This is a genomic window from Listeria booriae (assembly GCF_000766865.1).
Lineage (GTDB): Bacteria > Bacillota > Bacilli > Lactobacillales > Listeriaceae > Listeria_A > Listeria_A booriae.
Map to the genome: position 1 here is coordinate 47,253 of NZ_JNFA01000025.1, position 14,354 is coordinate 61,606.

At 43.1% G+C, this 14,354-nt stretch carries 11 protein-coding genes; all 11 read right to left on the reverse strand.

What is annotated here, in order from left to right; genetic code table 11:
* Positions 1-105: 105 nt before the first annotated feature.
* The 11 genes from cls to EP57_RS11510 all read right to left on the reverse strand — a co-directional run bounded on the left by cls (position 106) and on the right by EP57_RS11510 (position 14,350).
* The gene (gene cls / locus EP57_RS11460; protein ID WP_036086892.1) at positions 106-1,629 is read right to left on the reverse strand and encodes a cardiolipin synthase; all 1,524 of its coding nucleotides are present in this window, start codon (positions 1,627-1,629) and stop codon (positions 106-108) included.
* Between the two features lie 439 nt (positions 1,630-2,068).
* Positions 2,069-3,181, reverse strand: coding sequence for a sporulation integral membrane protein YtvI (gene ytvI / locus EP57_RS11465; protein WP_036086894.1), 1,113 nt, complete (start codon positions 3,179-3,181; stop codon positions 2,069-2,071).
* Positions 3,182-3,210: 29 nt separating this feature from the next.
* Positions 3,211-4,152, reverse strand: a complete 942-nt coding sequence (locus tag EP57_RS11470; protein WP_036086896.1) for an L-lactate dehydrogenase — start codon at positions 4,150-4,152, stop codon at positions 3,211-3,213.
* A complete protein-coding gene (locus EP57_RS11475) occupies positions 4,145-6,781 on the reverse strand; it encodes a cation-translocating P-type ATPase (protein ID WP_036086899.1) in 2,637 nt (878 codons plus the stop codon). The genes EP57_RS11470 and EP57_RS11475 overlap by 8 nt, the downstream gene beginning before the upstream one ends.
* 355 nt (positions 6,782-7,136) lie before the next feature.
* Entirely contained in the window at positions 7,137-7,829 is a 693-nt protein-coding gene (locus tag EP57_RS11480) for a Crp/Fnr family transcriptional regulator (protein ID WP_036086902.1), read from the reverse strand.
* Positions 7,830-8,180: 351 nt separating this feature from the next.
* On the reverse strand, positions 8,181-9,158 hold the full coding sequence (locus EP57_RS11485; protein WP_077916853.1) for an ABC transporter ATP-binding protein: 978 nt from the start codon (positions 9,156-9,158) through the stop codon (positions 8,181-8,183).
* 16 nt (positions 9,159-9,174) lie between these two features.
* Positions 9,175-9,984, reverse strand: a complete 810-nt coding sequence (locus tag EP57_RS11490; RefSeq protein WP_036086904.1) for an ABC transporter permease — start codon at positions 9,982-9,984, stop codon at positions 9,175-9,177.
* 27 nt (positions 9,985-10,011) lie between these two features.
* A complete protein-coding gene (locus EP57_RS16550) occupies positions 10,012-11,043 on the reverse strand; it encodes a hypothetical protein (RefSeq protein WP_052167657.1) in 1,032 nt (343 codons plus the stop codon).
* Positions 11,044-11,059: 16 nt separating this feature from the next.
* On the reverse strand, positions 11,060-11,857 hold the full coding sequence (locus EP57_RS11500; RefSeq protein ID WP_036086905.1) for a hypothetical protein: 798 nt from the start codon (positions 11,855-11,857) through the stop codon (positions 11,060-11,062).
* A gap of 18 nt (positions 11,858-11,875) precedes the next feature.
* Complete coding sequence (locus EP57_RS11505) at positions 11,876-12,181, reverse strand: hypothetical protein (protein WP_036086907.1); 306 nt, start codon at positions 12,179-12,181, stop codon at positions 11,876-11,878.
* Between the two features lie 21 nt (positions 12,182-12,202).
* The gene (locus tag EP57_RS11510; RefSeq protein ID WP_036086910.1) at positions 12,203-14,350 is read right to left on the reverse strand and encodes a glycosyltransferase family protein; all 2,148 of its coding nucleotides are present in this window, start codon (positions 14,348-14,350) and stop codon (positions 12,203-12,205) included.
* Positions 14,351-14,354 lie beyond the last annotated feature (4 nt).

A 14,354-nucleotide genomic window follows, 5' to 3' on the forward strand; every position in this document is an offset into this window, starting at 1 on the left:
AATTATACCATATTTATGTCTCACACGTCACCTGTTTTTTAAACTATCTTACGCAACATCAAAAAATACCAACCAGTTCACTAGACACCAGTTGGCATTTCTCACTTATAAAATTGGTGATAATAAATTCGCTAACGTCTCGCGCATCCGCTTCGTTCTTGATTTCGAAGTCATTTCTGCTTTGGTATACAGATGACTTTCCAAGAAATCGGCATTGAAATCACGTTCCATTTTCACAATCGCGTCACTTCGGTTGTACAAGAATACCATCAACTCATGGTTTAGTCGGAAGCTTCGAATATCAAAATTCGCCGTTCCAACTGCTGCGCGCTCCCCGTCAACAAGCATCAGCTTCGCATGAATAAACGAATCATCGCGGTACGAATACATTTTTGCACCGGCGTCAATCATTGTTTCGATGTAGGCGTTACTGCCGTAGAAGGAAACACCGCGGTCGCCTTTACCTGGAATAATCACGCGTACATCGATACCACTCATCGATACGCGGCGAATAACAGCGAGCGATTCTTCATCAGGGACAAAATAAGGACTAGCAATCCAGACTGATTTCTTCGCAGAATCCATCAAATCAAGCATCGCATCACGAACCCATTTCTCTTTGTCATATGGGCCGCCATACACGATTTGCACCCAATCATCGGCTTCTTCTGCTGGTTTCGGATTCAAATAACGCGCAATGCCAGCTTTACTAATATATTCATCCGCTGCACCAGCCCGATTCTCCATGTACACCCAATCCGTTAGAAACGATTCTTGCAACTCGATAATACCAGGGCCTTCGATTTTCACATGCGTATCGCGCCACACCTCGAAATCTGGCGTGTTACTACGATACTCTTCCCCAACATTCAAGCCACCTGTAAAACCAATTTGGCCATCAATGACAACCATCTTGCGGTGATTTCGTAAATTCGCGGTACGAGCAATCCAGATAGAACGAACTGGGTCATACGCATGAATCGTCGCACCTGCTTGCTTTAATGGCTCTAAAAACTCTGGCTTCAAATGCGCCGAACCCATACCATCGTACATGAAACGCACGGTCACACCAGCCTTGGCTTTTTCAATTAAAATATCGCGGATTTCTGTGGAAATGTCATCTTGGCGATAAATGTAATATTGAATATGAATATGATCTTGCGCTTCTCGTAATGCCGCCAAAATGGCAGGAAACGTCTCCGAACCGTTTGTTAAAAGCGTGACTTTATTACCGTTCACTGGCCGAATATCCGTGAGCGCGTACAAGCTTTTTGATAGTTCCGGTACTTCCTTGTCCGATTGGTTGATTGGCAAATTATGTACAGCATCAATCAACTTCTCTTTTTCTTTGATTTGGTTCGCTGTGAAAATACGGTTTTGCGGGTTTCTACCAAAGAATAAATATAAAACAACGCCTAAAACTGGTAACACAAACACTGCTGCGACCCATGCAATTTTCGATGTGGTATTGCGCTGATCCCAAAGAAGTAGCCGCACGACTATGACAAGCGCCATAATTTCTGCTCCGATTGTCACTACCGTTAAAATGGCTCCAGACCAAGTGTATAGGAAATAGCCTACCGCTGAAAAAAGCACAACAATAACGATAAACTGTATTAATTTCTGCATAAAATCGCTCCCTTTTCTTCATTGTGTTCCCTTATTATACATGGAAGTGCATGTTTTGTCCTCTTTCAATCCCAAAATAGGAATTTGGAGCAAAACTCAAGATAGAGCAAAATCGCCCTGCCATCTCCTTGGGTAGGACGAAAAATTTTGCTGTACACAAATCGAGCGAAAGCGTTTGTATTCAGGGAGTTTGGCGGAAGCCGGAAGCGGAGCATACTGGTGTATGTGATGACTGAAAGCAGGGAGGGAGTCGTATCCCCGACCATGCGAGAAGTTATGCGTAACGTTAGTGTAGCAGAACCGCTTGGAATTCACCGTCTGAATCTTGATGGAACGCCTACTCGAAAACTCGTAGGCATATTGAGGCTGTAACTCAGTTCCTTCGAACAGCCTCAACAATGCGAGCGCTTCTCGCCGATTTATTTGGGTTATGCCCCTATTATTCATATTTCCATAACTTGAAACGGCCCGCGTCGTGAAAATCCTTGACGATAACGGTGACAATTGGTGCTAAAATTAGGCCGATAATGCCGAATAGTTGCAGACCAACATACATTGTAAATAAAGCCACTACTGGGTTTAGGCCAAGTTTTGTACCGAGGATTTTTGGTTCGATGAAATTGCGGATAATCGTGATGACGGTGTATAAAATCAGTAATTCAATCGCAAAACTGAAATCTCCGTTGATGAATGTGAGAAGTACCCACGGAATCATGATGCCGCCAGTTCCAAATACCGGTAACATGTCGAAAACTGAAATTCCTAAGGCAATCCAAATCGCGTTAGGAACACCTAGAATCGTCAAGCCAATAAATAGCTCGACACATGTAATTCCCGCGATGATAAGGTAGGCTTTAATGTATTCGACCGTCGTTGTTTTGAAATGCTGGTGAACATCGTGAGCTACTCGGTTAACACGATCTGGCAGTTGACGTCGGATAAACGCGCCGACCTTATCGAAGTCCCAAACGATAAAGAAAGAGAACAACATACTAAACGAGAAGAAAATGAACATGCTCGGTAAAGACAAGGTTACGTTGGCAATCCAGCTCGCGATACTTCCTGATAACGAGATTACAAATGCCCCTGCTTTTGCAATAATCGTGTGGAAGACATCCAAATATTGATCGGCAAGTTCTGGCGCCACATTATGAATCCATTCGGCACCCCAATCTTCAATCCGCTGTAACGCTGGCAAAATATCGTTTTGGTAATAGCTCGGAAGATTCCCAACGGAGCTTCCCAATAAATGAAATAGTTCCAAAATGCCAAAGATTAGGAGCGTACTCACGATGGCGTAAAAGATTAACATGACCATTAATCCCCAGGCTTTGCGATTTCGCCATCCGGTCTTACGGGCTAGTAATCGCGTGAGCGGCATACACATCCAAGCAAGTGCGAATCCTATCAAAAATGGATATAAGAGTGGCAAAACATATTTTAGCGCTAAGAAAATGATGCAGACAATGCTAGCAATATACAAAAAGCGGATCAAAAACTGTTTTTGCTTCTGTAAATCGTGTTTTTTTGTCACTGGTGGTTTGGCTTCCATGATGGTGATCCCTCCTGTTTTTTGCGATTTTAGAAGAAATCTTTCATCATGCCTTTGATTTCTGATACCGAATTATCCATATCGGCTTGCTCTTTTTCATTGAGCGGCATTTCGATAATAAACTTGATACCTTCACGGTTAATGACTGCGGTTGAGCCAATGTAAATGTCGGAATGGCCATATTGACCTTCTAAATAAACCGAAAGTGGCAAAATCGCATTTTCGTCGTTGAAAATGGCTTTTGTGATGCGGGCCAGTGAAATGGCAATGCCGTAATACGTCGAGCCTTTATGTTCAATGATTTCATATGCAGCGTCGCGAACTTTGTGGAATAATTCATCCAGAACGGCGTCGGTGATTTCAGGATGGTCTTTCATCCATTCTTTAATTTGCAAGCCGCCGATATTGGCATGCGACCAGACCGGGAATTGGCTATCGCCATGTTCACCAAGTGTGTAGGCCTGCACGTCACGCGCATCGACGCCAACTAATTCTGCTAACGCTTGTTGGAAGCGCGCGCTGTCCAGTGAAGTTCCTGAACCGATGACGCGTTCTTTCGGTAAACCAGAATATTTCCAGACGGCGTACGTTAAGACATCGACAGGATTGGTGGCAACGAGAAAAATACCATCGAAGCCGCTAGACATGACGCTGTCCACAATGCTTTTCGTTATTTTTAAATTTTTGCTGATGAGATCAAGTCGAGTTTCGCCGGGAGCTTGTGCGGCTCCAGCTGTGATGACAACAAGGTCGGCGTCGGCGCAATCTTTATAATCTGCCACATAGATTTGTTTCGGTGATGTATACGCCAAACCGTGCGATAAATCCAACGCATCTCCCGTTTTTTTGCCGACATTTAAGTCAATAATCCCGATTTCCCGAGCAATATTTTGCGATGTCAACGCGAACGCATAACTTGCTCCAACATCTCCAGCACCAATTAAAATTACTTTTTGTTTATCTTTACGCATTTTTACCGTCTCCTTTTTTGTTTTTTACTGCTTTTTGAATTTCTACAAAAACCAATGGGAATACTGATAAAAGAAAGGCTAGCAACCAGTGCGTTAAGCTTAGCGGTACAAGATAGAAAGTGCTAGCAACTGGCGGTATGATTACCATTAGCAAAATAATGACCATCGATAGCATCGCGCTAAAGAATAACGGTTTGTTGGATAAAAAGCCAATTTTGAAAATCGACTCGTCGCTACGAACGTTGAAAATATGCGATACAGACGACCAAGCCAAAATAACAAACGCCATCGTCATGCCAACTTCCGCACTCGCGCCAACCGTTGCATTAATGTCTACGAATTTCCCGATATAAAAACCGACCAACGTAACAACTGTGAACACAACGGCTTGCGTCGCCACTTTTGCGCCTAAACCATTGGCAAAAATACCACTGTTTTTCTTCATCGGTGGGCGTTCCATCACGTTAGCATCCGCTTTTTCACGACTGAGGCAAAAACCAGGAATCCCGTCAGCAACAACGTTAATAAGCAATAACTGCACGGCAACGACCGGCGCACCCCATCCTAATAAAATCGCAATGAACATAATGAAAATTTGTGAAAAGTTCGTGCTGAGCAAGAAGTAAATCGTTTTGCGAATGTTCTCGTACGCCGTCCGACCTTCTGACACCGCATCGACAATTGTCGCAAAATTATCATCCGTAATGACCATGTCCGCAGCATTTTTCGAAACGTCCGTCCCGGTAATTCCCATCGCGGCACCAACATCTGCTGCTTTCAAAGCCGGCGCATCGTTCACGCCATCCCCTGTCATCGTCACCACTTCGCCGTTCTTCTGCCACGCTTGTACAATCCGGATTTTGTCCTCTGGGCTCACACGCGCATACACCGCATAATCACGCACCGTGCGCTCTAAGTCTGCCTGTGACATCTCGGCAAGCTCCGCACCCGTAATCGACTTGTCGCCTTCTTCCAAAATACCGATTTCCCGCGCAATCGCAGAAGCCGTCACAATATGGTCGCCGGTAATCATTACAGTCTTTATTCCCGCTTGTTTCGCCGCCAAAACCGCCCGTTTACTCTCAGGACGCGGCGGATCAATCATACCTACCATCCCCGCAAACGCTAAATCATGCTCCAACGCTTCGGCGCTAAGGTCCGTTGGCATTTCCGTATACCGCTTATAAGCAACCGCAATCACACGCAACGCCTTCTCGGCAAACCGATCATGAACCTCCCGTGCCTGTTGCAAAAGTTCCTCCGTAAAAGCAACCGGTATCCTATCAAAAGCTCCTTTTGTAATAGCCAAAAAGCCATTTTCCACTTCATGAATCGTCGTCATCAACTTACGCTCCGAATCAAAAGGCAATTCAAAAACCCGTGGCGATTTCGCTTCCAAATCCTTTTTCGTCAAACCTTTCTCATTTAGCAATCGGATAATCGAAGACTCCGTCGGGTCCCCAATAATCGTCTCCTCACCGTCACGCACCTCAATCGTCGCGTTATTCGACAAGCTCAACATTTCCAAAAGCTGATTTTCCGTCTCATTAAACGTTTCTTCCACCTTCGTTGGCGTCCCGTCCACCGACCAAATTTGCTGAATCCGCATCTTGTTCTGCGTCAACGTCCCCGTCTTATCCGAACAAATAACCGACGTGTTTCCAATCGTTTCAACCGCTGGAATCCGTCTAATAATCGTGTTTTTCTTCACCATGTTTTGCACGCCATAAGCAAGCGTTATCGTCACAATGACCGGCAACGTTTCCGGAACCGCCGCAACCGCAAGAGAAACCGCGATCATCAGCATTTCAATCATCGTTTCACCGTGCCATAACCCAATCCCGAATACTAACACACCAGCAACTAGCGCGACAATACTTAAACGTTTCGCCAGCTCCTTCAAGCGTTTTTGCAGTGGCGTCTCGGTTTTCTTCGTCTCATTAATCAGGCCAGCGATTTTCCCCATTTCCGTCTGCATTCCCGTCTCCACAACGACCGCCCGTCCACGACCAGCCGTCACCAAGCATCCCGAAAATAGCATATTAAAACGGTCACCAATCGGCGCTTTCTCCGAAACAACAGCGTCCGTATCCTTCTCAACCGGCACACTTTCACCAGTCAGCGCTGACTCCTCGACTTGCAAACTCCGGCTTTCAATCAAGCGCGCATCCGCTGGAATCATGTCCCCCACATTCAACTCAATAATGTCTCCCGGAACCAATTCCGTCGCGTCAATTTCCTGTTTCACGCCGTCACGAAACACCACCGTCATATGCGCATTCATACTTTGCAACGCCTCAAGCGCCTTCTCCGCATTGTTCTCCTGATAAATCCCAAGCACCATATTCAGCACAACAATCGCCAAAATCACGATCACTTTCGGATAACCGTACCCCGTCGTAACTGCCAAGTAAAGCGAAATCGCCGCAGCGACAAGCAAAATAATCGTCGTAATTTCCAGCAAATGATGCCCAATTTTAGAAAGTAATGATTCCTTCTTTCCTTCTTCAAATTTGTTGGCCCCGACCTCAGCCCTCTTCTTCGTTGCCGCGTCCGTCGTTAAGCCCGTCTCTGCATCCGTCTGCAATGCCTTGTAAATAGCATCTAACTTCTTTTCTACCCAGTTCATTTTCATGACCTCCAGATTTCCAATTTCCCCATTTACCGATATCCCATTTGTATTTGCGCATCTATGTAGCCCACAAAAAAGGCTAGAACCACTCTAATAAACATGTCTTGATTAAAAAACCAAGATTTACGAGCTGTTCTAACCTTATTATGTTTTGCTTCATGGTAGTTATAAAAGAGTTATCCGCGCTCTTTATGTGACTTGGTTCGAGAAGAATAAATTATATGAAAACTCGAATTTCAATAAGTTCCATAATGTTTATTCATCTCGATACAAGTCTTTTCACAGTTCTCCCTTTTATCTTACCATAAATCATCAATCATTCGTACTATTTTATTCCCTTTTTGTGTATATTTTAATGTAATGAGCCAGCGACTTCAAAGCCTACCATTTGCTTCAATGCATAAATATCCAAAATTGTAATTGGTTTTGGTGTTAATTTGACAAGCCCCTCTTCTTCAAACTTGGATAAAATCGTCGTTGCGTATTCCCGTGTAATTTGGCAATAACTAGCAAGGTGATGTTGGCAGATTTCTTTTGGTAACTGCCCTTCTCCTTTACCCAATTTTTTCGATTCTAAATGCAATAATGCGGCTGCAACCTTTGCTTTTGCAGGTAAAAGGTTAAATTGACCGTAATAATTAACAGATTGTGTTAAGTTTTCAATAATTTTAAGCAAAATCGAGGTCCCCCAACCAGATTCATCGATGACATTTAAAACGAAATATGGATCAATGAAATAGGCGGTTGTCTCCGATATTGTTTCTAACGCAAATTGACTGCTTCCTCGTGATAATAACGAAGCGAACCCGATAAATTCTCCATCCCCAGAAAATGATATCGTTGTTTCTTTCGTATTATGGCTTGCCACAATTTTGGTTACTCCTTTTTCTATATAAATGAATGAACGATTCTCTGTTACGCTAGCATCAATAACAGTTTTAGCTGGTAATACTTTCTTCTTGGAATATTTATCGAATGACTTGTTGGAAAATAAGAGTATTTCCAGAAAATTTTCGTCTATTTCAACTCCAAATGTTTGTAGCATATAAATGCCTCCTTTTATATTTGCGGTTCTAGTATTTGAAACTCCCTTTTTTAGGATAGGTGCTTCCTTTTGGCTTGCTGCTGTTTTAGTCCATATTTATCGGTACCACACGTCTTATGGTTGTGACGTGATCCAAAAATAGTTGCATCGCGTAAAACGGTGTGTTCGAAACCGTACGTATTGGCGTAATTGTCCAAGTACTTTTCGCTTGCATATTTGGTGATGCATACGGGGAAATACATTGAGGAATGGTGTTCTCTTTCGATTTTTCAGTGGGGAACACAGCACACAGTGGTGACTAATACGAAGTCTCTTAAATCTTACCTTACTTTTCGTGTGCTTGTTGTAACGTCATCCACCAATCTTGCAAATACTAGCCAGTAATTCATGAAATTTCGTCAAAAATGTGGCAGATTCCATGAAGAGTCCGCTGAAGATAGTGAAGACCCAGAGAATGGCAAGGTACAGGATGGTTGATTTTCGGATAGCGCCGTGTGCTTTTTTTGCGCTATACGCATGTGATGTATCAAGTTGCTCTACGTTGGCTTGGCGTTTCTTAAGATTTTGTTGGTATTCTTTCTTTTCTTCTTTGGATAGTTTGTTGAAATGATGGACGAATTTGCTGTACTCTAGGCCTACTTCATCGGCTGGACCATCTAAGCGGATTTCGCCGTAGTGTAGCCAGATGATGCGGTCGCACAAATCGCGGACTTGGCGAAGTGCGTGGCTGACAAAGAAAATGGTTTTTCCTGATGCTTGAAACTCAGCGATTTTGTCAGTACATTTTTTGTAAAACGTGGTGTCGCCAACAGATAATGCTTCGTCGATAATCAAGATGTCTGGGTCGATTTGAACGGCGATGGCAAAACCAAGTCGGGCTTTCATACCGCTGGAATAGCGCTTGATTGGTTGATCGATGAATTCGTGTAAGTCGGCAAATTCAGTAATAGCTGGAATCATCTTGGCAATTTGTTGATTGGAATAGCCGAGCATGATACATTTCAAACGAATGTTTTCCATGCCAGACAAGTTCGGTTTTAAACCTGCACCGATGGCTAATAAAGAAACTTCCCCTTTTGTTTCGACGGTGCCGTGACTTGGCTGGATAATGCCTGCTAAAATGTTGGATATGGTTGATTTTCCTGAACCGTTAAGTCCGATTAATCCTACCGTTTCACCTGGTTGAACCGTAAATGAAATGTCTCGTAATGCTAGAAAAGCCGGTTTGGATTTGTTGGGACGAAGTAATGATCGTAGTTGCTTTGCTGGGCTTGTAATCATGCTATATTGTTTGGAAACATGCGCTACACGCACGATAGGTTCTGTCATTTTTGCTCGTCCTTTCTTATAAGTAATCCATAAAGCGGTCTTTAAAGCGGAGATGTAAGATAGAGCCAACGCCTAAGACTAGTAATGTAACTCCCCAGAAGTACGCTGTCCACCACGGTTCTTCGAAAAACCACTGCCGTGAGAAGAAACTGTCGCGAAAGCCTTCAATGATATACACAAACGGATTTAATTTTAAAATTTTGGTGAGTAGTGAGTCTGGATTGGCGGTTACATCGACCACGGCGCCGGATACGAAGAATAAAAGTCGCATCGCAGAGCTGATAATCAGCTGGTAATCGCGGAATAAAATCGTAATAGTGGCATTGAATAAAGACACGGCGTACAAGAATAAGCACATACATACGAAGTAGTAGAAAAATTGTGTCCAGTAAATCGTTGGAAAAATATGATTAACTAATAAAAATCCGAGTAATATGACAAGCATCGTCGCGTAGCTGTAAAGTGATTTAAAAATCGTAATTGACGGCAAAATACTCATCGGGAACTTCACCCGCGAAACCATATTCAAATTGCTATATATCGAGTTCGCGCCAGAAACAATAATGGCACTGATGAAAAACCATGGAATAACGCCGGCAAGCATCCAAACAATGTATGGCACACCCGCTTCCATTGACGCTGCTCCGTTCATTCGAATCCCGAACACGAAATAGTATATCAACACTTGCAATGTCGGGCTTAACACTTCCCAAATCATCCCCAAGTAATGGCTTTGATACACCGCTCGCTGGTCGTACCTTGCAATCCGCGCAATTTTACGAAAATGCTGTGCCTGCTCTTTTAAAATTTGAACCGTTTCGCGCATCGTTTATGTTCACTTCTTCCTTTGTTTTTAGATCATTTTAGAGACAGTTTCAAATAAGAATGGTGTAAAATATTGTCCCGTCTGATTGTGTTCGGTGTAGTCCGCTAAATCCAGACGATAGGTCACTTCCCGTTTATCCAGCTCTTTAAATAGTGGTACAAGATGTTTTGGATAATGGAAATCGCCTTTTCCTACATGAAAATGTAATTCTGGAAATTGCGTGGCTTTGGCTACTTGGTTCAAAATCAACTGATTCCAAAATTGTTTGCCCAGCTCATGGTTGTCACCAAGAATCCGATAATAACGTTCCAGCATCGAATCAGAAGTCGCACGTTGGTTCAAGTAATTGGCAATATACACTTGCGGAGCGCCGATAATGGCTTTGCCGTAACGATATTTCAAGCTGTAGTACAATGCTGCGGCACCACCTTTACTAGAACCTGTCGCAATAATATTTTCAGCAGAAATATGGAGTTGATTCGCAATCGTCGTAATTAAACTCACCACGCTACGCTCAAATTGATGCTCTCTTCCAAAACCAACATAATAACAAAATTGATCTTGATACGAATCTAAAATAAACAACTTATTCGCATCCACCGGTTCTAACGTCCGAATGTGGTTATACACTGGTGCGCCGCCACGAAACTCTGTGGAATAAAGACCTGAAAACGATAAAATTAAATGCTTCGAAGGCTTCTTCGCTGGCTGGAATAAATACTTGACCGGCACATCATCAAAGAAGATTTTTTCACCTGGAAACGTAACTTCCAATTCTTTTTCTGCGACACAATCGATATACAGTTCGTTGGAAACTTGCGCGAACACGACTTCTTCTCCTTGGCGAACAAAAAGTCTGATTTTGTAAGCACCGCTAAATAATGGTCGGAATTGAATCTCGTTCTTTTTGCTGGCTGGTTCATACCAACGTTTCTTGATGAGTTGGTTATCTTGATACAAGTAATACGCAAATTCACACGGTTCGGTGGCTCCTGTCACGGTGAAAGAAAGCGCTAGGTTGGCATCTTGATATCGGACATCGTCCATTGTGATTTTCATATAGCTTATCTCCTATCTATTGTTCCTTTAGTACACGAACGGAAGGGGCAATCTTAATCGCTTGTTGGTCCATCCGATTTTCGCTTTGGTCAATTAAGTCTTCTAAAGCCCCGTAAATAAACGTGGTGTACTGATTGACAAGGCGTGTATGTCGTTCATCACTGCGGTTTAGAAGTAGCTCACTCGCAATCCCTTTTTTCGTTAAAAAGGTTTGGTAGCGAAGCAATGCCTCGAATTGGATGTCGAAAATGCCGGAGTACAAGTACAGCTTCGTGTTTTTATAGCCCGCGTACAGCTTATCTGCAAACAGAAATTCATCTACTTGCTTCTCGAAACCAGGCGTGTTCCCGTAAAACAAAGCTTTCTCATCAGGACACAGACGGTTAATAAAGCGCCCGACATGTATTTGCGGAATGAGCGAAAGGACATCGGTAATGAGTGGGTTCATGACACCGTAAAGTAGCGCGCCTGTCCCACCTTTACTTGATCCAAAAGCGATGACACGTTTGTAGCCATGTTGTTTAATAAATGTTGTCAGTGCATCGTTGAAAGCTTCATGAATGAATGTCCCATGATCCATGAAATACCAGCCGTACACACTCGAAAAGTGATCCTTCACGAAGAAATAATCAGCCTTAGGCACGCGCTCTGCGAACTTCATCCACGTATAACGCTCATGCATTTCGGCGACTTCTTCTTGCGTCACCTTGCCGCTATAAATATCTGGTATCGCATCGTTTAGTGGCTTGGCGGCGTTTTGGAAGACAATCACAAGTGTCTTACTTCCATTGATTAAATGTTTTCCGTGTAACATGTTCCATCTCCTCTTCGCTCAGTAGTCCTTGATCATGGTGTACTGCACGGTTTTACTGGATTGTGTCATGACTTTTCCTGTATTTTTGTTTTTTGCAAAGACTTTCACGCGGTACTCACCTGGTGCTGTAATTTCTAGTTGGTGCGTGTCGAATTTTTTGTAGGCTGATTTTTCAATCGCATCCACCTCACCCGTTTTATACACATAAAAGGCATACATCAATTCTTGGTTTGGATCTGTCGACATCGCTTTAATTTGTAGATAGGCTTTGTTGAAAAAAACTTCTACGTGTTGTATCGATGCCTGTTCTATCTTGTTTTCCATGGAAATTTCTATCATCCTTTCTTATTTCGCTGCGGTGAGGCTGTCTCGTACTAGAACAGCAACCTCACGGACAATTCTTTTTCTATCAAATTTCGTTTTGGCAAACTGCTTTCTTTCGGTCATTTCGGCTTCTGTTAATCCGTTTTGTTCCACTGTTGCAATCGCGTCTTCTAACGTGTGCACGATGTATTTTTCAGGATAAACGGTATCGGCGCCTTTCCAATCACGAATCACTGGTACAGAACCACTGGCCATCGCTTCGGAAACCGAAACGTGTGAGCCTTCGTAATCACTTGGCGATAACAAATACCCAATCGTGCTCATCCATTCATTGACATCATCACCGTGCGGTTCAAAAATAACATTGTCTTTCCAAGGTGCATTCTCAATTCGTTCAAAAATGGCGTCATAATAAGCACGTTCTTTCTCACGAGCCATTAACCAAGCCACATCTTTCGGATGCTTACTCTTAATCGACAACTTGTAGCGCGGGTCTTTTTTCCACATCGCTTCTAGTAAATCAACGGCTAAGTCTACGCGTTTTCTCGCTGGTAAAATCCCGCAAATCCCTAAACGAAATTCTTTGCCATCTTGTTTAGGAAGATCGAATTTTTCGGCGTCCAGTAAATTATCAATATAGACCATCTTATGACGTGGAATCCCGAAGATGCGGTGAAACTCTTCTAGCATATATGGCGTAATCACAATAATTTTGTGAATATTGTCTAAGTTCATCAAACGTGGAAACTTCAAATCTTTCTCTTGGAAATGCATGCGTACGATGATTTCTTGATGCGGTTGTTTATGATTCGAGTACCAAACGGCATTTCCTAGTCCCCATTCACAAAAGACAACATCTGCCCATTCAGAACAGGCCAAGCTATGCTTTTCATCATGTTTCTCATGCGAACTCCACACATCGGTCCGTACTTCAAAATGCGGATGCCCTTCAAAATGTTCGATTAACATACGAGCAAATTTCAAATCATGACCGGCGAATACAATTTTGATAGGTTGTTTTTGGAATGACCAGATAAAGTCTTTCAAACGCTGATATGCCGCGTGGAATGTAAAGTACTTACTTGCTTCATACATTTGTTCTGCTGCTTGGCGGTAAAGCGTTTCGTCTTGTAACACACGCGCGGTTTTCTCAATAAAGTCAGCTTCTGTATCTACAAATAGCGGATAATCTGCTCCCAAAATGGCTTCATGCATCTTTGTTTTCCGAACTAATGCTGGTTTTCCTAGGCGACCGTATTCCAAAAGTTTACTAGATAGTTCAACGCTATCGTCATTGTCTAATCCAGGGCTTCGCCAGCTAATGCCAACATCGGCTTCTTCGATCAAGTCTTGGCAATGTTCCCTAGAAACAGCGCCTACCCAATCAATCGATTCTTCTTCATTGAATGCTTTTTTGATGCGGAGTTGGGCTTCACGTTCTCGCAAACGTTCCTGAAATTTATCGCCCACAATTTGTGTATGAATCCGCGTATCCATCGCATGTAATTTTTCCGTTGCAGAAATGATTTCTTCGGTGTACCAATCTTCGTGGAACTTACCGCTATAAATTAATCGGCTATGCTTATTTCTGAAACTCGGGATGCTGTCAGACTCAGGAACCATCGGATACAATAAGCGAATTTTCTCGCCATCGACGGAAATCAATTTTTGGAAGGCTTCTTTCGTTTCTTTCGTTTGTAAAAAGAGATGGTCAAAGTGATCGTAGACGCGTTTTAAATCGGCACGCTCTTCTGGTGTGGAGCGATCATCGTGCTTGAAATCTGTTAAATATGGCACGGTGATGTGGCGGAAAGCTTCGTGCTTCATCATTTCACGCACGAGATCAAACCCACGAACAATGACTAATTGATACGGGTTTTCCTGATGTAGCTGCAACATGATGGACACGGCTTCTTCCACTTTCAAACGTGTCGGTTGCTTAAAACTCATGGTCGAAAAACGCTCAAACGGCTGAATCAATTGCAAGTTAGCCTTCCCTTTTAAAGCACTAGTCAAGCGATCATTTTGCTCCTTAGCTTTTAAAAGTAGGTCTACCTGTATATGGGGATTCATACTTAGCACTGGCGCGATGGAAGTTAGCCACACCGCAGAACCGTCCATAAAGTTTAAATCAATATCTCCATATAACAGAATTCGTAGTTCACTCATTCCT

Coding starts and splice junctions, on each gene's coding strand:
- EP57_RS11490 (WP_036086904.1), bottom strand. CDS start 9,984: ATGCGCGAAACGGTTCAAATTTTAAAAGAGCAGGCACAGCATTTTCGT.
- EP57_RS11470 (WP_036086896.1), bottom strand. CDS start 4,152: ATGCGTAAAGATAAACAAAAAGTAATTTTAATTGGTGCTGGAGATGTT.
- EP57_RS11485 (WP_077916853.1), bottom strand. CDS start 9,158: ATGACAGAACCTATCGTGCGTGTAGCGCATGTTTCCAAACAATATAGC.
- EP57_RS11510 (WP_036086910.1), bottom strand. CDS start 14,350: ATGAGTGAACTACGAATTCTGTTATATGGAGATATTGATTTAAACTTT.
- cls (WP_036086892.1), bottom strand. CDS start 1,629: ATGCAGAAATTAATACAGTTTATCGTTATTGTTGTGCTTTTTTCAGCG.
- EP57_RS11475 (WP_036086899.1), bottom strand. CDS start 6,781: ATGAACTGGGTAGAAAAGAAGTTAGATGCTATTTACAAGGCATTGCAG.
- ytvI (WP_036086894.1), bottom strand. CDS start 3,181: ATGGAAGCCAAACCACCAGTGACAAAAAAACACGATTTACAGAAGCAA.
- EP57_RS11505 (WP_036086907.1), bottom strand. CDS start 12,181: ATGGAAAACAAGATAGAACAGGCATCGATACAACACGTAGAAGTTTTT.
- EP57_RS11480 (WP_036086902.1), bottom strand. CDS start 7,829: ATGCTACAAACATTTGGAGTTGAAATAGACGAAAATTTTCTGGAAATA.
- EP57_RS16550 (WP_052167657.1), bottom strand. CDS start 11,043: ATGAAAATCACAATGGACGATGTCCGATATCAAGATGCCAACCTAGCG.
- EP57_RS11500 (WP_036086905.1), bottom strand. CDS start 11,857: ATGTTACACGGAAAACATTTAATCAATGGAAGTAAGACACTTGTGATT.